This window comes from Desulfobacterales bacterium, assembly GCA_030066985.1.
Lineage (GTDB): Bacteria > Desulfobacterota > Desulfobacteria > Desulfobacterales > JAHEIW01 > JAHEIW01.
This window is the reverse complement of the sequence record JASJAN010000012.1, coordinates 1-18406: the sequence shown is the minus strand read 5'-3', so window position 1 is coordinate 18406 and position 18406 is coordinate 1. Positions and strand designations below refer to the sequence as shown.

Here is an 18406-nt window from a genome sequence, read left to right as displayed (position 1 = left end):
AAAATATCCTCAAAATCCTGTAGATCCTGTCAAAACTAAGATCTAATCCATTTATCCTGGAGAACAAAGCCCATGGGCGCCTGTCCGCCTCAGGCGGATTAGATGCATTTTTAAGATCGCTTTTTTAATTTGGAGAGAGCAGCTTATCCTGCCTAAGCATATCAGCAATGACCCAAAGCATTTTTTCCTGGGCTTCGTTCATTTCTGATTCCCGCATCAAATCCAGGTGTTCGACTGTTTCCTGCAGGATGGCGGCAGATCGTTTCGGCAAATTCTTAAATACTTTTATCTGGGCACTGCCCTCGATTCCTTTGAGGGCCCTGGCCAAATCGACCGTGCTGATCTCTTTGAGACATTGCTTAATAGAGTGGTCATTAAGCTTGAGTATGGTATGCCCCAGTTTTGAGCTTAAGGGGGTAGCGGCTTTGGACTTTTGGATTTTTTTAAAAAAGGCTTTTAAGCGGTCAGCTTTTCCGTCGCCATATTCGCGTTCATAGACGGCATAGCTATCTTCACCGAACAATGACAGCACCAGCTCTCTGATGATGGTGGGATTGACCCCGTTTTGGATGGCCAAAACACCTTCGACGATGATGCAGCGTTGCAAAAGTTCCCTGCCATGGTGCTTTCCTGACAGGATATAGTGCTTCATCGTGGTTTCGACCATCTGGGGATTAACACCCTCTAAGACGAGCTGAAGACCTTTGCGCAAAAGAAAGTGGGGCGTTTCTTCAGCTTCTTGCACAAGGGATAGCAGGCCGTTGCGCTTGGCTTTGTTGGCCATCGCAACCACTTCAGCGACAAGTGACATACATTCTTTCTTTTCAGCCTCACTGCACTGAATGCGCTCGCTGAATTCCCAATCATAATTCATTGAATCTACTCCCAAATACCATAGCTGGGCAATTTATCTTTTAATTATACCACAAATCGTCGAAATTCCTACTAAAAATTGTAAATCATCCGATTTGCGCGGCTAGATCCTTTGATAATGCCTTATCTAGATTCCAGCTGGGTCAACATCATTGTGGAAATGCGATTTGACGACTATGGTTTTCGAGAATGAGAAAGACGGGGCGCTAATTTAAGGGTTGCTTGCTGAGTTGAAGGTCATCAATCCAGACCGTACCGATACCGTTAACGACCAGATTTAACGTGACGACTTGGGCTATTTGCCCCTTGTTGAGTACAAACGCCGTACTGATTTTCTGCCAGTCCTTTGTGCCCGAAATGGTCGAAGTTAATCCGCGGGAAAAGTATTGACCGGGGCCGACTTTGCACCACATTTCCAAAAATGCGGCGCCGTCCAGATCCTTTGTTTTGACCTTTGCCTGGTAGACCAGGCGGGCATTTTCAATGTTCACATCTGGTATTTGACCCAAACAGACGGTCGTAGGCCATTTTGTTGAAATACGAATTGAACCTTTACCTTCGAACTTGATCTTTTGATCAGCGGAAACAATTGTGCCCAAGGCTGCGGTATTGTCCAAATTGAGTTTGGCAATCTCAGATGCACTGGTGGGCAGACTTGCTACTAGAATAGCGCTGGCAGAAATTGCCAACCGCCATGTCAACCGGTAAAATTGCCGAATCGCCATACACGTTTCCTTTAGTCGGTTTTTTCTAATGCTTCGGCCAGCTTGACCAGCTCTCCTGAATCGATCTCATAAAAATTTTCCAGATGTTCAATCTGGCCGCTGGTGGGTATGCGGGTGCCCCTTTCCAGTTCGACCAGGCGGGATGGTGGAATACCGGCGCCGTGGCAAATCTCATTTAACGTTAATTTGCTGTCCGCCCGTAACTGAATCAATCGCTCACTGAATTCGCTCATCGTCCATCTCCTTCGTGAAAAAATGTTATCCGAATTGTAACCAAATGTAGAAAACGATCATCAGACCTGAAGCCGCTATTTGGGGTCATCCCCGGCAGCAGTTGGCTGCAAAAACCGCATCATTTCACCCCACCAGGGCTCATGGGAGCCAGATGGCCAGCTGTTGTGTCCTGCTTTGGGAAATATCCACAGGCGCTTCGGCCCTGGCAAGGTCTCATAAAGATTGCGGGTCAACCGGTTGGGGACAATGTCGTCCTGCCCCGCCATGATGATGGCCACCGGCCCCGTATAATTTGCCAAGTTAGCTACATTATCATATTGGTCCTTAACAATCCAGCGGGCCGGCAGAAACCAATATTGATCCTGGGCCAGATTCGGTAGGGTGTCCCAGGGTGTGATCAAGGCCACACCGTCAATGGGGACCTCTGTTTTGGCCACTGCGGCACACACGACACCGCACCCCAGAGATTCGCCCACCAGAAAGATCGGACCACCGAAATCATCTTGTGCCTGGCGAATCGTTTCAACGGCGTCTGCAGTGAATTGCGACTCGCCGGGTTTTCCCGGACGGGCCCCATAACCCGGATATTCAGCCAGAATCACCCGATATGCAAGTTTGTTAAAGGCGGTGACGTAGTAGATGCGATTGAGGGCATAGCCTGCGTTTCCATGGAACACCACTATGGTGCCGCGGGGTTTTTTGGATGTGCCCTCAGATACAAACCCCCGGTATGTGTCAATGGTACCCGGCCACAGGCGCAGGTTTCTGTTTTTGGCCAGTTGCTCGACGGTTTCCGGGTTTGAGCGATTGGGGTGATAGATGAAAAAATCCTGCAAGAAAAACATGGCGGCCACAATAACAAGGTAATATATGGGAAGGCGCAGCATCAGTTTTTTCATATGCAATCTATTGATTACAGTAGTCCATTATGGTTTGTACCAGCACTTGTGTGGTTGTGATGACCGAATCCACATCCACGGATTCAACTGCGGCATGTTCGCCCTCGCCGGAGGGGCCGAAAATAACGGCCGGTATGCCCGCCTGGGCTAAAATAGCGGAATCCAGCCAGGCCCACATCCCCTTAAATTGCGGTGTTCGGCGGCATGTCGCTTCAAAAGCCCGGCTGATGCTCTGAACGATGGGCTGTTCGGGCGAAATTTCAAATGCCGGTCGGAAGAAAAAAACATCTAAATCGGCTTTAAATTCATCATCCCGGGTGCGGATATCTTCCAAGATGGCCTGCATTTCGGCGGTCACCGTCTGGCGGTCTTCGCCGGGCAGGTTTCGTCTTTCCAGCTCGACTTTGCAGTAATCCGGATAGGTGCTGAGCTCGGTCCCGCCCTTTATCAAAGAGGCGTGGATAGACGGCGACCCCAGTAAAGGGTGGGTTTTGCGGGTCAACTGCGTGTTGGCATAGCCTTCAATTGCCGTCAGCAGGTTGGCGGCTTTGACAATGGCATCCACTCCTTTATGGGGCAAACTGCCATGGGCAGCGCGGCCGGAAATGTCAATTCTAATCCAGGCAAACCCCTTATGGGCAATCACAATATCCAGATCGGTGGGCTCGCAGATAATGGCGGCATCCGCAGCGTATTCGGCTACAAGCGCTTCAGTCCCAATACTGGCATACTCCTCATCGGCAACCAGCGCCAGGATCACATCGCCTTTTAGCTTAACGCCGGCTTCGATCAGGGTTTGGATGGCGCCAATCTGCGCGGCAACTCCGGCTTTCATATCCAAAGCACCCCGGCCGTAAAGTTTACCATCCTGGATGCGGGCTTCAAAGGGGTCGGCAGTCATCTGATCGACGCTGACTGTATCGGTGTGACCGTTTAGCATTAAGCTGGGCCCGCCCCCTGTTCCTTTCAAAATGCCAATCACATTGACGCGGTCTTTTTGGATCCGTTGATAACCAACGGTTAATCCCAGGTTTTCAAGATAACCCCCAATATACCTGGCAATGTCTGCCTCGCCGACGCCTTTGGCTGAGAGGGACGGATTTACCGAGTTAATTTTTATCAACTCCTGTGTCAGGCGAATCACTGCCTGATGGTTGATTTGATTGGCAGTCATTTATTTTTCCTGAAGTAGATAAAGTATCTTTTTTCAATAAAAAAGGGGTCTGAGGCCTTTGGCACCGGTGCCCTCCGGCCACTATTGTTTGACGACAGGCTTTATCTGAAGCGAGACGGTTTTTTTACCATTTTCGGTTTCTTGAGTCCCCACCTCCTTGAAACCATATCTTTGGTGAAACTGTCGCGAGATGTCATTTTGCGGTTGCAGGTTGTATTCGCATGTCATCAGGGGGATCTGGCGTTGCGCAGCAAAATCTTCCAGATCCCGGTACAGGGCGAAAGCAATGCCTTTGCGGCGGGCTTCGGCTGCGGTGATGATGCGGTCTATGTAGACAAACTCAGGATAGCGTTTTTTAAACCACAAAAAATTGAGACTCCCATAATCAGCGTCAGGCTCAAAAGCGATTAGAAATCCCAAGATCTGGTCCGTTAGTTCGGCCAACCGAAAATAGCTGGCCTGACTGTGAAGATGCTGCATTTCAGGCAGCGAGATCGAGCCGACATGGGGCAAGTTGGATTGATTTAAGGCCAGCAATTGCGCTAACTCTTGCAGCCGGACACTGCGAATGGATGGTTTTTTCATGGTTGGCGGCTTCTATTCAACACCTGAAATGGCGACAAATTGGGCCTCTGCTGCGCCGGCACGAATCTTTTTGGCATTCGCATATTCCGGCGAATGATAAAATTCCTTGGCTTTATCCAGATCGGGAAATTCAATGACGACAATGCGCCATTTTTCTTCGGGACCTTCCAAGGTCACGGTGTCGCCGCCGCGTACGATAAAACGGCCCCCATATTTTGCGATAATGTCCGGCGTAACTTTTATATATTGATTGTATTTGTCCCAGTCGGTCACGTTGATTCTGGCAATCATATAGGCAGACATCGGGGTTCCTCCTTTTTAAGGCACTAACATTCTGGGGCGTGAGATCACATTTGGCTGTTCGTGATCCACAAAGGTTCGATGAGGGGCGGGGGCAAGCGCCTATCCGGCGCGGTAAAACATCGACGGTTTTACCGCGCCAAACAGGGACGTTTTTTGCCTCGGGCGCAACCCAGGGCAGCATAAGATGGTCAAAGACCGGCCGACTTATTTGGCCTTACCGATCCTGAACATCTTGGTGCCGCACGTTGGACAAACGCCCTGGGTCGCGGGCCTTCCGTTTTTCATTGTGATTTCCTTAGGGTCATTCATCTCTCGTTTGGCTTTGCATTTAACGCAGTAAGCTTCCATCTTGTTACCTCCTCGAATTTATTAATATGACGGCTTGGATGGGTTGACAGTAAATTGAACTTTTCGTTGCAGGCACATATTGACATTCAACGCAGCGTTTTTGTCAGATGCTTACCTGCAATGTTAAATTTTACACCCAAAACAGCAATTTTAGCAACATTATAAAAAACCAGCGATCTGATTTCGAAAATTCAGATGATCCGGACAAATCGATAAAAGGACTTTTTTATCTGAAATGGGCAGTAATCCGCTTCATTTATAATTCTGTATACGCAAAGTTATAATTTTTCGTACACAAACCCAGTGGGTCTGTTGAAATCCGGCGGTCTGGGTTTTAGCTGAAAATACTTCAGTAGGCGATTTAAATGGGCCTAAGGAAGTGATTAAACTAATGTTTTGAAAGCCGGAATCCAATAGTAATGCCGTCTGGGGGTGTTTTCAACGGTTGGTGGTCTGAAAAATCCAATTGGTACCTATTTTGCAGATGAAAATAGCGCCAACCAGTCAATCCGTTTTTGAGACGCTTGAGCCCGGATAAACAGCCGGGGGGCATTTCCGGGCCATTGGTTCTCAATCCCGTACGGATGCAAGTCGGAGGTGGTAAGAAGGAGACCAATCATGCGGCGATTTTCCCCCGCTTTGGTGGCGGTTCCGGTGGCTCTATGTATATATGCAATGACGGCATGGGGGCAACAGTCACCGGAAACCGTCACCATAACCAAAGAATTCGAATTCAATGATGCTTCCAAAGTAACCGGTAGCGATTGGCAAACGCCGGTGGCCACTTACAACGATGCCATTTATTACGTTTATGTCAACCGGGAATTAAAGACCCTGATCGTCAAAAAGTCAGCGGATGGTTCGGTAACCAAAAGTGTGATCTTTGAAGAGACCGACCCGGCTTCCTGGTATAATGGCGCATCCGTGGGTATCGATCGAAACGGGTATATACACGTTGCCGGTAACATGCATCACTCGCCCTTCAATCATCCCAAAAACGGCAACCCTTTCTATGAATACGCCTGGCAATATGTTGTATCCGATAAACCGGAAGATATCTCTTCTTTTACGTTTGTCGGCAGTGAGAAGGCCCGCACCATCCCGGGAAACTGGATAACCTATCCGTCCTTTGCGCGGGACTTAAACGGCGTCCTGTTCGCTGCTTTTCGCCATCGCATCAAATTTGGTACGGGGTGGTCGCCCGGCATTATGGCCGCCGCCATCGCCCGTTATGATGCTGATGCCAAGACCTGGGTGATGCTGGGGGGTACCAACTACCCTCATGGCGCCAAAACCTTCTTTTGGAATGATTCCGGAGCCGACGGCACCGCCTATCAACCCTATCGACAGCGGATTTTTTTCGATCGCAACAACCGCATGCACATTACCTGGGTGGTGGATGACGGCAATGGCTCTTCGGGCTATCATACCCACGTACTGTATGCCTTATCGGATGATGGCGGCGACTCGTTTAAACGTGCGGACGGGTCCTCATACGACTCATTGCCGATCACTCTTGACTCAGCAGATGTCGTCGTCGGGCCCGACTGGACGGGCAGCGCCGGCAACCTGTGGTACACCAGCTATGTGGGAGCGATTGCAGATGGGCACCCGGCGGTCTCTTTTGCGGATAACAGCACCGACACGGCCTGGTGGTCATTGTGGCGTCCGGAGACAGGCTGGTCTTCGCCGCTGAAACTGCCGTTTGCTTCCATTCCCGCAAGAATTCTGACAGATGCCAACGGCACCATTACGGCAGTGGACGGGCACAATAAGCTGCACCGCAGCTTGAACAAAGGGCTAAGCTGGCAGCCCTACCATGTCGAGACGCTGGGTGTTCACTCCACCAATTTTGATTACCCTTACCTTTTAGAAACTGGAAATCTGCGATATCAAACCTATTCCACCCGATCCGGCAAAGTAAAAGTCTGGACCGTTGGATTTGATTCGGGCACCTCGGCTTCAGACAGCATTGCAGATGTCTCTCAGAAAAGCAGCGTTGTCGCCGAATAACGATTGAAACAAGCGCTGACAAAGTTTACATACTTCGCCATCAATGCTGTGTGATATCCCTTTAAAAAAATGGGCCATGCACAGCTCAATAGCCCATTAAACTTATTAATTACATGCTGTGCATGACCCTAAAGTCATTATGCTGCGGATTTTGATTTTTTAAGCCGCAAGCTCGCGCCGGGTATTTGAAACGGCATCATTGCGTTTTGTGATGGCATCTGACAGCACTCTGAGTTCCTCGCCCTCTATGATTTCTTTTTCCAGCAAATTTTTTGCCGCTTGATTTATGATGTCTCTGTTAGTTCTTAAGATCTCAACGGCCCTATCGTGTTGTTCGTCGATGATGCGTCTGATCTCTTTATCAATGAGATTGGCTGTCATCTCACTGTAGTTACCACTGGCATTTTGATTTTGAACCATAAACGGATTTGGGTTGTCATGAGCAAAATACACCTGTCCGAGGGCTCGGCTCATGCCATACTCTTTTACCATGCTGCGAGCGATGTCAGTTGCTCTTGAAAGATCATTGTGCGCGCCTGTGGAAATGTCATCGAAGAAAATTTCCTCGGCAGCGCGACCGCCAAGTAGCGTCGCTATTCGATTTAACAATTCTGTGCGCCGCATCAGAAAGCGATCTTCGGTGGGCACTTGCATTGTGTAGCCGAGCGCTGCGATCCCGCGGGGAATAATAGAGATTTTTTGAACAGGGTCCGTTTCGGGCAGCGACATCGCAATAATGGCATGCCCCAATTCGTGGTAGGCAACGATTTCTTTTTCCTTCGGGTTGATCAGGCGATTTTTCTTTTCCAGACCGGCAACAACGCGTTCGATGGCCTCCCCAAACTCGGCCATACCAACCTGGGCCTTATTTCTTCTGACCGACAACAACGCAGCCTCGTTGACCAGATTGGCAAGATCGGCGCCGACCATACCGGCGGTCATTCCTGCCAAGGTATCAACATCCAAATTTTCAGCAGATGTCACTTTTTTAAGATGAACCTTTAGGATTTCCGCCCGTCCAATCTTATCGGGTCGGTCGACAAGGATCTGACGGTCAAAGCGGCCCGGTCTGAGCAAGGCCGGATCAAGTATTTCCGGCCGATTGGTAGCCGCCATCAAAATCACACCCATATTGGGATCGAAGCCGTCCAATTCAACCAAAAGCTGGTTGAGCGTCTGCTCGCGTTCATCATGGCCGCCTACCGACCCATATCCGCGCGCCTTGCCGAGCGCATCCAGTTCATCGATAAAGATGATACAGGGTGCATTGTCTTTAGCCTCTTTAAACAGGTCTCTGACCCGTGCTGCTCCTACACCAACGAACATCTCGACAAATTCTGATCCGCTAAGGCTGAAAAACGGCACACCACTTTCACCTGCCACTGCTTTGGCCAATAATGTTTTGCCTGTGCCCGGAGGGCCCACCAGCAAGATACCGCGGGGAATTTGACCGCCGATGCGCGTAAAGCGCTCAGGCTCTTTCAAAAAATCGATGATTTCAACCAGTTCCTGTTTGGCTTCATCAACGCCGGCGGCATCCTCAAATCGTACCCGGACATCGTCATCCATATATATTTTAGCTTTATTTTTACCAAGGGTCATAAAGCCGCCCTGCTGCCTTTGAAACCTTTTCATAATGAAATACCAGATGCCGATAAAAAGCAGCACCGGAAAAATCCAAGACAAAAGGGTTGGTAAAAAGTTTGACTGGATTCTACCTGCATATTCAACGCCGTTTTGGTCGAGAACATCCGTTATGGCCGTATCGACCCTTACGGTTTGGAAGGGTTGGCCTTGATCAGAAGCGCTATTTTCACTAAACATTTTACCCCGTATGACATTTTCGGTCACTTCGATCTCTGACACTTTCCCTTCTCTGGCAAGCTTCAGAAATTCACTGTATGGAATCGTCTCTGAGGCTACATTGGATGCCAGGCTGTTGAACAATATTAATGTCAGCCAGATACCACCAATGATGGCCAATGTTTTGAATCTATTGTTATTTTGCATTGAACCAACCCCTTCTATCTGGAAACTGGTTGTGATTAAAATTCATGATGCACAGTTGTTTTTGTCACCCATCCAGAATTATCTTGATTTAGCCAGCACATTTTCGTTTATCGGACCGATATCAGAATCAGCGCTGCGATCCTCACTTTTGACGTATGCTTCATCGGATGTCAGGGCGCTATCGATGGCCTCATCGATTCTTTCAACCAGAACGAATTTCATGGCATTACGAACCTCTTCGGGTACATCTTCTAAATCGCGCCCGTTGCGTTTGGGCAAAATTACCGTCTTGAGGCCCGCTCGATGAGCGGCCAACACCTTCATTTTTATGCCCCCCACGGGAAGCACCCGACCACGCAATGTGACCTCGCCAGTCATGCCGACATCGCTGCGCACATTGCGACGGCTGTATAAACTAGCCAGGGCCATCACCATCGCGATACCCGCTGACGGACCGTCTTTGGGAATCGCACCTGCCGGCACGTGCAAATGAAGGTCTGAGCGCTCAAAATATTTGGGTTTTATCGACAATTCTTCTGCCTGTGCCCGAGTGTAACTGTGGGCAATCTGAGCGCTTTCCTGCATGACATCGCCGAGTTGTCCGGTCAGTTTGAGCTTTCCGTTTCCAGGCATCCGGGTTGCCTCTACGAAAAGAATGTCACCGCCGGTGGCGGTCACCGCCAGGCCGGTGGCAACACCCGGCATGTCAATGGCCTCCGAAACTTCAGGTTCAAATTTTTCTCTCTTCAGATAGTCGGCCACCAGCTCTGGCGTAACGATAATATGCGACCAGCCATTGGTTGTCAGATTGACAACACATTTGCGGCAAATAGAACCCACCAGTCTTTCCAGCTGGCGAACTCCGGATTCGCGAGTGTAGTGGGTTATGATTTTACGAACAGCTTCGTCCATGAATGTAATGTCATTATCATCCAGGCCATGGTTTGCGATTTGCCGCGGAATCAAGTGCTGTTTGCCTATTTGAAGTTTTTCAAATTCGGTATAGCCATCCACCTGTATGATTTCCATCCGGTCCCTCAGCGGGGCTGGAATCGTTTCCAGTTGATTGGCGGTGGCGATAAAAATGACTTCACTTAAATCAAAATCCACACTTAGGTAGTTGTCGCGAAATGCTGCGTTTTGAGCCGGATCCAAGACCTCAAGCAATGCACTGCTGGGATCACCGCGCCAGTCGGCGCCGAGTTTGTCAACTTCATCGAGCATAAAAACCGGATTGCGAGTTCCGGCACTTTTGATCGCCTGAATGATTCGTCCGGGCAAGGCACCGACATAGGTTCGACGGTGGCCACGGATCTCAGCTTCATCCCGTATGCCACCAAGACTCATGCGGGTAAACTCACGCCCCATGGCGCGCGCGATACTCTGACCCAAACTGGTTTTACCGACACCCGGTGGTCCGGCAAAACACAAGATGACACCCGTGCCGGATGATACCGGCTCTGAAGTGTCTGAAGGTAGATTCGCTCGACGAACGTTCAAAAGATTGCGAACCGACAAAAATTCAATAATGCGTTCTTTAACCTCTTGTAATCCATAATGATCTGAATCCAGCACATTTCGAGCTGCCATGATATCGGTCTGATCTTTGCTCATTGTGCCCCAGGGCAAATCCAGCAACCATTCCAGATAGCTTCTGACCATCGAATATTCTGCGGATTGTGGTGTCATCTCAGCAAAGCGGTCCAACTCTTTTAAAGCCTCGGTGCGGGCTTCAGCACTCATATCTGATTTTTCTAACCGTTGACGGAATTCAGCAGCTTCAGCAGCTTCGTTTTCTGTTTCACCCAGCTCTTTTTTGATCGCTTTAAGCTGTTGTCGAAGGTAATAGTCGCGCTGTGATTTGTTCATGTCCTTGCTAACTTTATCCTTAATTTTCTTACCCATCGCCAGCACTTCTCTTTCGTGCGACATGATGGTCACCAACTCAGCCAGCTTGTCTTTTAATTCATCTGTTTCAAGCAAAGCTTGGCGCTTCTGGAAATCAATATCAGAATAGGCAGCAGCAATGTATGCCAGATGTAGCGGGTCTTTAATGTCAGCCAATCCCTCAACTGCTTCCTTGGGCGCCCGCATTGACAAGCTAAACACCTCTATAGCAAGGTCTCGCAGACTGCGGTGCAGTGCTTCTATTTCCAAATCAGCACCGGTAACCTCGGGTGCCAAAGCGATTTTAGCCTTGAGGTACGGCTTGTCTGAAAGCCATTGCGTTATACGAAAACGCTCAAGACCTTCGACCACGATGATAGTCGTATTTTCTGAGGCGCGGGTGACGTATACGATTTTTACCACTGTCCCGATTTTATGTACCTGCTCGGTTAGGGGCGATTGTTTTTCGTCACCCGTTAGTCCAACGACGCCGATCAACCGATTTCCCTGCATAGCGGATTCAAGCAATGTAGATGAATCTGTCTTAAGCGCCAATGAAGTATGTATCGTTGGAAATGCCACCTGGTCCCTTAAAGGCAATATCGGCAGTACATCTGGAAGCTTATTTCCGTCGACGACTATTAGAGACTTTGAATTTTCTTCGATAGCAGTATCGTTCATGTTAGAACCCCTTTCACTCTGAAATTATCTTAGACATAATTTAAACAAAATTTTGACAGTGTCAAAAAAATTATTATCATATCAACATGAAAAATTCAGATAAGCTCAATAATTATATTTCCATTAAATATGCTGCAGACAGAACAGGCCTATCGACGCACCTCATTCGGGTGTGGGAAAGTCGCTACCAAGCTGTTTCACCCGAGCGAACAGGCTCCAACAGAAGGCTTTACAGCGAGGCGGATGTTATACGTCTGCAACTGCTAAAGAATGTTGTCGATACGGGGCACAGCATTTCTCAAGTAGCCAAATTGTCATCCGATGCGCTGATGCGACTCATTAACAGGCATTTTGCAGCTGACCATAAGCCCCAGTCGGACTTTCAGCGGCAATCTGATCCATCATATCATCTCGACCTGGCACTCAAGGCTGTTTTACAGCTTGACGCAGAAAAACTGGAATATGCCCTAACACAGGCTTCTGTGAATCTGACAAAAATAAAGTTGATTAATGAGGTGATCACACCTTTGGGAAAAAAAATAGGAGAGTTCTGGAGGCAGGGTGAGCTCAAGATCATCAATGAACACATTGCAACGCCGGTCATCCGTTCAGTTCTCTGGAATCTTCTGCGATCAATTGATATCTGTGGCGATGCGCCTCGAATCGTCGTTGCGACTCCGGTGAACCACCATCACGATCTGGGGGCGCTTGCAATCGCTCTGATCGCCCGAGAGTCGGGCTGGCGTTCTTCATTTTTTGGATCGAATTTGCCTGCAAATGAAATTGCTGCAGCCGTTAAACGTACAAATGCTCGCGCTGTGGCATTAAGCATCACATTCTGTTTAAACCATCTTCAACTTGTTGCAGAGTTACAAAAATTGCGTCGATATTTACATGATGACATTGCCGTTTTTATAGGCGGCCAGAGTGCCGCGACAATTATCGACAGTGTTGACGGCAATGGTGTGCAGCTTCTGAAAGATTTGAATAGTCTAAATTCGGCTCTCGATTATTTGCTGAATTCCAGGCCAATTGGTGAGATCGGACAATGATTTGATTTTATTAGGATATGCAGGTAAAAAATATGATAGTCACCGCTTAACTTACCCTTAAAATTTAGCGTACAGTGATAGCACAGTCGATAAGATAAGTAATGACTGGCCAACGCAGAATCATATTAATTATGGATGGCGCAAGCGAAAAGGTACAAATGTGTGACCATCAGGTAAGATTATAGAGGTTGCAAAGTCGTAAAGCAAAGTTAGAATTTGAGCAGAAAAGTAATTACTGACGAACTAATGCTGCCCGGCTTTGTAGCCTCTCTTATTTTTTGCTACCATTAATCCGTTTTGCCGAAAGAATCTACATGCCGCCTGTTGCCGGCGCAAATCCGACTTGATCCCCATCTGATAGTACCGCATTGGCTTCTACTATGCGGCTATTCACAAACATAATCTTTACGTCCTTTGTTGCAATACCAGCACGATTCATCAGATCTTCAACGGTTTGCCCGTCTGTTAGCTCATATTCTGTACTGTCTTTAAAATCGCAAGTTTCTGGATTCACAAGCGTTGAAAAGCATTTTAAGTCAATTTTCATTTTTATCTCCCTTTAGTAGTGTGTCATTTCAAGCTTACATCGTGAACGTTAAACATTTTAATTTTTTTTTCAATGGATAGCTCTAATAAAAGTTGATGGCTACCAAACTACGGGATTTATAATGGGGGAAATTGGTGGCAACACATCATAATAAAAATACGTGGAACGCTTTACGGTCTGTATATCGGTGTTGCCCGGTTTATAGCAGCCATTTTTAGGCGACCATGATTGGAAGAGCAACCTTTAAAATCTTAACCTACCAGAAGAAGGGTTTTGAGGTATTATGAAGCAAGCGCCTTTTTATTGAGATATTCCACGCCATAGTCAATTTTCAATTCTAACCACATAATCAGGTGATCTGACATTTGCCGCCGCCAGTGGTTGCGGTAATAAAGGCGACGCTGTTTTTCGCTGCGCTTTTTTCCGCTGGTGTTAAATGTGAGCGGATTGGCCGGGTCATCGGCATCCTTGCCGTCCATCATGGCCCCAACACAGGCCTCGTAGTCCTCATTGCGATAGACCTGTTCAAAATAGTCAAAAACACCGCCGCGGCCGGTGGGCGCCAGATTGTTTGCGCGCACTTTTAAGGCGATCTGATCATAAAAGCGCTTCTTTTTACCGACATTGGAGGGGGGGATGTTTTGCAAAGCCGGCGGGATGGTAAAACCGTTCTGGGTAATGGCACTGTAAGCGGCATTGGCCGGGTCAGCGGCAAAGATATTGAAATCTCCGAGCAGGATCAAATTGCGGCTCCAGGCGGTTTCATCTTCACTGCGGTTTTTGAGAAATTTTCCCAGCGCCTTGATCTCGGCCACCCGCGCCGTAGGATTCGTCGATGCGCTTATCGTTGCGGCCGCCTTCAAATTCCTTTAAATTCCAGGTGGCCAGCAACAGGGTGTCGGTGGCGTTTTTATCCGGCACGCTGCGCTCGGCGCCGTTGGGATGGTTTTGCAGGGTGTGGCGCAATTCCACTATGCGGCCGGCGACTCTGCCCGCATCTTGACCGTAGCGGTCCAGATTATAAAATAGCGCCATTTTTGTCTCTCAATGGTGGCGTATCTGTTTGATTAAAACTTTGGCAGGGATATCTGAGCGTCTGCCTCCTTTTTTAATTAAGACAAATATCAAAGCGTTGTGTTGTCAACTGCCATTAGCGATCCAGACGGCTGCCTTAAATGAAAAAAGCCGGGTTGCCTGAATGCTGTCTTCAGGCAACCCGGCTATCGGGTTTTAATTAATAATTTTGTCAATTTGCTAGGTAATGTCTGCCCTTACAACCGTTTACAAATTAATCTTGATTAGTGGTTGCATTAGCGACGCTTATCATAACGATCCCAGCGTGTCTTTTTAACCTTTGAGTATTTGGACTTTTTCTTATTTTTCTTGGTTTTTTGCGGCTTTTCGATTTTGCAATCTTTGCCTTTCTTGGCTTTCTTGTGCGCCTTCAGCCAGGAAAAAAAGAATTTTTTAAACCATTTTTTGCTGTACCGCTTCTTTTTGGCTTGGATGAGGACCACATCATCGCCCATAATGGTGGTGCCTTCATCGGTCTTGCCGGTCAGGTTCAGTACGCGGCATTCCCCGTTATTGACCGAACCGAGGGCTGCGACGATATCCTGCTTTTTAAACTTAAGCTCCAGATCCAAAAAGCCATCGCGTCCCTTGCGGGTGCAGTCTTTACAGTCGCCCTTCATGTTGTCACTTTCGTAAGGCGTCGCCACATCTCTGAATTTCCAGCGCAGCGGACTGGCTCCTTCTAATCGAACGGTGCTTGGATCAACGGAAGTTGCGTCAAATTCGTCGCTGCCCAGGATGGCAACCTTCACTACCCCCTTGCTCCTGACATTTAACCGATTGGGGCAGTTTCTCGGTTTGATATCAACGGCAACTTCGATATCCGAAATTTCCGAGATTCTCGACACTATTGCTGAGCAGGGCAAAGTGGCAACCGAATAAATTCTTACTCCTTCCAGCATGGGGATTGATCCCCTCAGCTCCGGTAGGTCAGAGTAGACATCATAGATATCGATCTGTTGCTGGCCACCGACAAACAGCAGGCTGCCATCGGCTGAAAAAGCCACCGTCGAGGTGGAGTTGTAATCGATTCGAGCAGGACCGAAATTTTCGCTTAAAACCGTTGGCGGCGTGGACTCCAGGTCGATCCACATGAGGCCTGCAAAGGTTTCCACCACCGCGCGGGTGCCGTCGCAGGTGATATCCACCGATTCCGGGCGACCCGGCATACCATCCGGATCAGTTGATGTCGGTATAACAATGGGGTCAAAAAGTTCGCTGAGCGAACCGATCGTAATGTACAACAGCCCGGGAGTACCCGTTGCCACGAAGGTGTCATCGTCATATTGGGACAGACTGATACCATGGTGACTCAAGCCTTGCTCCGGATTATCGGGATTGGCCGGTGTTGGAATCGTATTGACCAGCTCCGGTATATCTCCGGTGACATCCACGACCGCAAAAAAATCAGACCGAAATGTTGGCAGCACAGCCAGGGTGCCACTGCTGTTCATATGCACATCCTGGGTAGAGCCACCAAAAATATCTTCAGTATCCCAGGGTCCGGCAGGATTGTCCGGTAGGACTTCGAAAGGCTCCAGCGTGAACTTGGAGATCAGTCCATCGGCGCTGCCGGTGGCGATGGCAAAACTGTTGTCCGGCGCAATGTCAAGCTCCTGGACACATCGTACGCCTGAATCGATCCATGGTGGCGGCTCAGTACCCTCGACATTATAGTCCACCGTAAGATCGACAAGTGTCAATCTGTTGTTACCGCAGTTGCCGATAACGGCCCGGGTCCCGTCGCTGGTGACATCGATGCCTTCCGAATACTGGTCGCAAGGAAAGGTACTGACCACATCCATCGTATCGGCACTGATGATCCCGCACTCGGTTCCGGTAAAATCGATAAAAATGGCCTGATCACTGCCGAGCTCTGCGAAAGCCGGTGAGCATACCAGCTGCAAGCTGAATACCGTAACTGCCAGTACCAGAATTTGCCCCAACCCCCCCGTTGGTCTTCTTAAAATTCTCATGGCCCGTCTCCTTTTTAAAGTGAATATCTAAAATCCGCAAACTGTATATATAAAATATTGCTTTGTATTACATTTCATCCAAAAAAAAACAGCCCGATTGCCTGATTAAAGGATAAAGGCAACCCGGCTGTCTGTGTTTGGTTCAGACCCGTGGTTTTCCGTCCCCACCTCACGATGGGTTTGGCTTTTTCTTTAAAAAGTCTAAGCGAATTTCTCAGATTTTTAGCCAGATAGGTGCAAAAACCAGGCCGAAAATCCAGGTTTATAAAAGTACAAATATTTTCAGATAGTTGTCTAAAATAGAGAATTTTGAAGGGCTGAAATAGTGACAAATATTGTCAAAAAAGCAGTCAAAATTGGGATTAAAAGCGGAGTATGCCTCAGGCTTACACCTCTTGAAGAGCGCTAACGCGGTTCCTTATATTAAACGGTTGCTGCTATTTATTCACATCGCCTTGTAAACAACTATCATGAACGCATAATCCGTTCCGTCTTGTTGACTGTCAGGGTCACCGCGCCCCAGTCTTCTTCGACCTTGCCGCTCAACAGGTAGGGCCGCTGACGGTCGATGATGTGGCAGAAGCGGCGGTAGGCCTGGGGAAAAAAGGTGGTTTCGACAATTCCGGTTTCATCTTCAAACGTTAAAAACTCCATGGGATCCCCCTTTTTGGTGGAAACCACCTTGCCGGTGATCAGCCAGCCGGCCAGGCTGACGCGCCGGTCGATAAAGCGCGGCAGATCAACCGCTTTGACGGTGCGGCGCTCGTGCAGTCTGTCGGCAAACAGCTCCATGGGGTGACGGTCGCACAGAAAACCCAGCACGGAAAACTCACGCCGCAGCCGCTCATGCTCATCTTCGGCGGGCAGTGCCGGCCGGGGGCAGTCGGCGCCGTGGCCGGCGTCACCAAACAGGGACGGAGCGGGCGCCCTGGGACGTTTGGATTTCAGCCAGCAGGCCAGCTCCCACAGCAGGGCTGCGCGGTTGCCGTCGGGATTGAAGGCATCGGTGGCGCCGCAGTTGATCAAAGAGCGGGCCTCGTCTTCGGCGGGCCGCACGCGCTCCAAAAAATCTCGCAGACCGTTGTAGGGTTGGTGTTGGCGCTGCGAGACGATGCGCGCCTGGGTGTCGCTGCCCAGGCCTTTGACCGACTGCAGCCCCACCCGCAGGGTGTCGGCCCGCCCGGTCCAGTGGACCTGGCTTAGGTTAACATCCGGCGGCAGCACCGTCAGGCCCGTGCGCCGGGCCTCGGATACGTAGGCAAAGGTGCCGTAAAAGCCGCCCTGGTTGCTGATCACCGCTGCCATAAATTCGGCCGGATGGTGGACCTTGAGATAGGCGGCCTGAAAGGAGACCCGGGCATAAGATGCGCTGTGGGGTTTGCAGAAGGAGTAGCCGCTAAAGCTCATCATCATGTCCCAAATCGCAGCGGTTTTGTCGGCGGGCACCCCGCGCTGCTGGGCACCGCTGTAAAAACGCTGTTTAAAATCTCGCAGCTGGTGCTCGCGATCCTTTTTGGTCATCACTTTGCGCAGCGTATCGGCTTCGGCGTGGGAGAAGCCGGCCAGCACCACTGCCGCGCGCGAAACATCTTCCTGATACACCATAATGCCGAAGGTTTCAGCGAGCACTTCGGCCAAAAAAGGATGAATGGGGTCCCAGCGACCGCCGTGCAGGCGACGGATGTATTCCTGGATAAATTCGTTGGCGGCCGGGCGGATGATACTGCTGTGAATGACCAGGTGCTCAAAATCGCCGACTTTGGATTTTTGCTGCAGCAGGCGCATGGCCGGGCTTTCGATGTAGAAGCAGCCCATGGTGCGACCCTGGGCCAGGGCCTCCTGGGTGGCAAAGTCGTCTTCGGGCTCCCAGCGCAGCTCGTCGAAGGTGATGCCATTGTCGCGCAAATTGGCCAGCGCATCGCGAATGACGCTCAGGCTGCGGTTGCCCAACAAATCGATTTTAACCAGACCGGCATCTTCGGTGGCATCTTTTTCCCACTGGATAATGGGCACGCCTTTGGGGGC

The 18406-nt window shown here is 49.4% G+C and carries 17 protein-coding genes and 1 riboswitch; of the genes, 2 read left to right on the top strand and 15 right to left on the bottom strand.

Annotated elements, in window-relative coordinates; all coding sequences use genetic code 11:
- Window positions 1–124: 124 nt before the first annotated feature.
- The 8 genes from QNJ26_07710 to QNJ26_07675 form a co-directional block, all read right to left on the bottom strand.
- Window positions 125–874, bottom strand: coding sequence for a FliG C-terminal domain-containing protein (locus QNJ26_07710; GenBank protein MDJ0985415.1), 750 nt, complete (start codon window positions 872–874; stop codon window positions 125–127).
- Between the two features lie 205 nt (window positions 875–1079).
- Window positions 1080–1598: a hypothetical protein gene (locus QNJ26_07705; protein ID MDJ0985414.1), complete on the bottom strand. Its 519-nt coding sequence runs from the start codon at window positions 1596–1598 to the stop codon at window positions 1080–1082.
- Between the two features lie 11 nt (window positions 1599–1609).
- On the bottom strand, window positions 1610–1831 hold the full coding sequence (locus QNJ26_07700; GenBank protein MDJ0985413.1) for a helix-turn-helix transcriptional regulator: 222 nt from the start codon (window positions 1829–1831) through the stop codon (window positions 1610–1612).
- 75 nt (window positions 1832–1906) lie between these two features.
- The gene (locus QNJ26_07695) at window positions 1907–2731 is read right to left on the bottom strand and encodes an alpha/beta fold hydrolase (protein MDJ0985412.1); all 825 of its coding nucleotides are present in this window, start codon (window positions 2729–2731) and stop codon (window positions 1907–1909) included.
- Between the two features lie 7 nt (window positions 2732–2738).
- Complete coding sequence (locus QNJ26_07690; GenBank protein ID MDJ0985411.1) at window positions 2739–3905, bottom strand: ArgE/DapE family deacylase; 1167 nt, start codon at window positions 3903–3905, stop codon at window positions 2739–2741.
- 81 nt (window positions 3906–3986) lie between these two features.
- Window positions 3987–4490, bottom strand: a complete 504-nt coding sequence (locus QNJ26_07685) for a GNAT family N-acetyltransferase (protein MDJ0985410.1) — start codon at window positions 4488–4490, stop codon at window positions 3987–3989.
- A 12-nt stretch (window positions 4491–4502) separates the two neighbouring features.
- Window positions 4503–4793 carry a DUF1330 domain-containing protein gene (locus tag QNJ26_07680; protein ID MDJ0985409.1) on the bottom strand — a complete coding sequence of 97 codons (291 nt, stop codon included), beginning with the start codon at window positions 4791–4793 and terminating at the stop codon, window positions 4503–4505.
- Window positions 4794–4997: 204 nt separating this feature from the next.
- Window positions 4998–5141: a DUF5679 domain-containing protein gene (locus tag QNJ26_07675; protein MDJ0985408.1), complete on the bottom strand. Its 144-nt coding sequence runs from the start codon at window positions 5139–5141 to the stop codon at window positions 4998–5000.
- A 618-nt stretch (window positions 5142–5759) separates the two neighbouring features.
- Between QNJ26_07675 and QNJ26_07670 the strand changes: the two genes are divergently transcribed.
- On the top strand, window positions 5760–7154 hold the full coding sequence (locus QNJ26_07670) for a BNR-4 repeat-containing protein (protein ID MDJ0985407.1): 1395 nt from the start codon (window positions 5760–5762) through the stop codon (window positions 7152–7154).
- 159 nt (window positions 7155–7313) lie between these two features.
- Here QNJ26_07670 and ftsH read toward each other — a convergent pair whose 3' ends face one another.
- Both ftsH and lon read right to left on the bottom strand, forming a co-directional pair.
- The gene (gene ftsH / locus QNJ26_07665; GenBank protein MDJ0985406.1) at window positions 7314–9164 is read right to left on the bottom strand and encodes an ATP-dependent zinc metalloprotease FtsH; all 1851 of its coding nucleotides are present in this window, start codon (window positions 9162–9164) and stop codon (window positions 7314–7316) included.
- Window positions 9165–9242: 78 nt separating this feature from the next.
- Window positions 9243–11732, bottom strand: a complete 2490-nt coding sequence (lon, locus tag QNJ26_07660) for an endopeptidase La (GenBank protein ID MDJ0985405.1) — start codon at window positions 11730–11732, stop codon at window positions 9243–9245.
- An 86-nt stretch (window positions 11733–11818) separates the two neighbouring features.
- Here lon and QNJ26_07655 point away from each other — a divergent pair, with 86 nt between their 5' ends.
- Window positions 11819–12784 carry a MerR family transcriptional regulator gene (locus tag QNJ26_07655; GenBank protein ID MDJ0985404.1) on the top strand — a complete coding sequence of 322 codons (966 nt, stop codon included), beginning with the start codon at window positions 11819–11821 and terminating at the stop codon, window positions 12782–12784.
- Window positions 12785–13094: 310 nt separating this feature from the next.
- Here QNJ26_07655 and QNJ26_07650 read toward each other — a convergent pair whose 3' ends face one another.
- The 5 genes from QNJ26_07650 to QNJ26_07630 all read right to left on the bottom strand — a co-directional run.
- The gene (locus tag QNJ26_07650) at window positions 13095–13331 is read right to left on the bottom strand and encodes a MoaD/ThiS family protein (protein MDJ0985403.1); all 237 of its coding nucleotides are present in this window, start codon (window positions 13329–13331) and stop codon (window positions 13095–13097) included.
- A gap of 281 nt (window positions 13332–13612) precedes the next feature.
- Complete coding sequence (locus QNJ26_07645) at window positions 13613–14146, bottom strand: hypothetical protein (protein MDJ0985402.1); 534 nt, start codon at window positions 14144–14146, stop codon at window positions 13613–13615.
- Complete coding sequence (locus QNJ26_07640) at window positions 14100–14366, bottom strand: hypothetical protein (GenBank protein MDJ0985401.1); 267 nt, start codon at window positions 14364–14366, stop codon at window positions 14100–14102. The genes QNJ26_07645 and QNJ26_07640 overlap by 47 nt, the downstream gene beginning before the upstream one ends.
- 275 nt (window positions 14367–14641) lie before the next feature.
- Window positions 14642–16381, bottom strand: coding sequence for a hypothetical protein (locus tag QNJ26_07635; GenBank protein ID MDJ0985400.1), 1740 nt, complete (start codon window positions 16379–16381; stop codon window positions 14642–14644).
- Window positions 16382–16495: 114 nt separating this feature from the next.
- Window positions 16496–16576, bottom strand: a riboswitch (cyclic di-GMP riboswitch).
- 273 nt (window positions 16577–16849) lie between these two features.
- Window positions 16850–18406: DNA polymerase III subunit alpha (locus tag QNJ26_07630; GenBank protein ID MDJ0985399.1), on the bottom strand; the 1557-nt coding region annotated here is incomplete at its 5' end.

Coding starts and splice junctions, on each gene's coding strand:
- QNJ26_07710 (MDJ0985415.1), bottom strand. CDS start 874: ATGAATTATGATTGGGAATTCAGCGAGCGCATTCAGTGCAGTGAGGCT.
- QNJ26_07705 (MDJ0985414.1), bottom strand. CDS start 1,598: ATGGCGATTCGGCAATTTTACCGGTTGACATGGCGGTTGGCAATTTCT.
- QNJ26_07700 (MDJ0985413.1), bottom strand. CDS start 1,831: ATGAGCGAATTCAGTGAGCGATTGATTCAGTTACGGGCGGACAGCAAA.
- QNJ26_07695 (MDJ0985412.1), bottom strand. CDS start 2,731: ATGAAAAAACTGATGCTGCGCCTTCCCATATATTACCTTGTTATTGTG.
- QNJ26_07690 (MDJ0985411.1), bottom strand. CDS start 3,905: ATGACTGCCAATCAAATCAACCATCAGGCAGTGATTCGCCTGACACAG.
- QNJ26_07685 (MDJ0985410.1), bottom strand. CDS start 4,490: ATGAAAAAACCATCCATTCGCAGTGTCCGGCTGCAAGAGTTAGCGCAA.
- QNJ26_07680 (MDJ0985409.1), bottom strand. CDS start 4,793: ATGTCTGCCTATATGATTGCCAGAATCAACGTGACCGACTGGGACAAA.
- QNJ26_07675 (MDJ0985408.1), bottom strand. CDS start 5,141: ATGGAAGCTTACTGCGTTAAATGCAAAGCCAAACGAGAGATGAATGAC.
- QNJ26_07670 (MDJ0985407.1), top strand. CDS start 5,760: ATGCGGCGATTTTCCCCCGCTTTGGTGGCGGTTCCGGTGGCTCTATGT.
- ftsH (MDJ0985406.1), bottom strand. CDS start 9,164: ATGCAAAATAACAATAGATTCAAAACATTGGCCATCATTGGTGGTATC.
- lon (MDJ0985405.1), bottom strand. CDS start 11,732: ATGAACGATACTGCTATCGAAGAAAATTCAAAGTCTCTAATAGTCGTC.
- QNJ26_07655 (MDJ0985404.1), top strand. CDS start 11,819: ATGAAAAATTCAGATAAGCTCAATAATTATATTTCCATTAAATATGCT.
- QNJ26_07650 (MDJ0985403.1), bottom strand. CDS start 13,331: ATGAAAATTGACTTAAAATGCTTTTCAACGCTTGTGAATCCAGAAACT.
- QNJ26_07640 (MDJ0985401.1), bottom strand. CDS start 14,366: ATGGCGCTATTTTATAATCTGGACCGCTACGGTCAAGATGCGGGCAGA.
- QNJ26_07635 (MDJ0985400.1), bottom strand. CDS start 16,381: ATGAGAATTTTAAGAAGACCAACGGGGGGGTTGGGGCAAATTCTGGTA.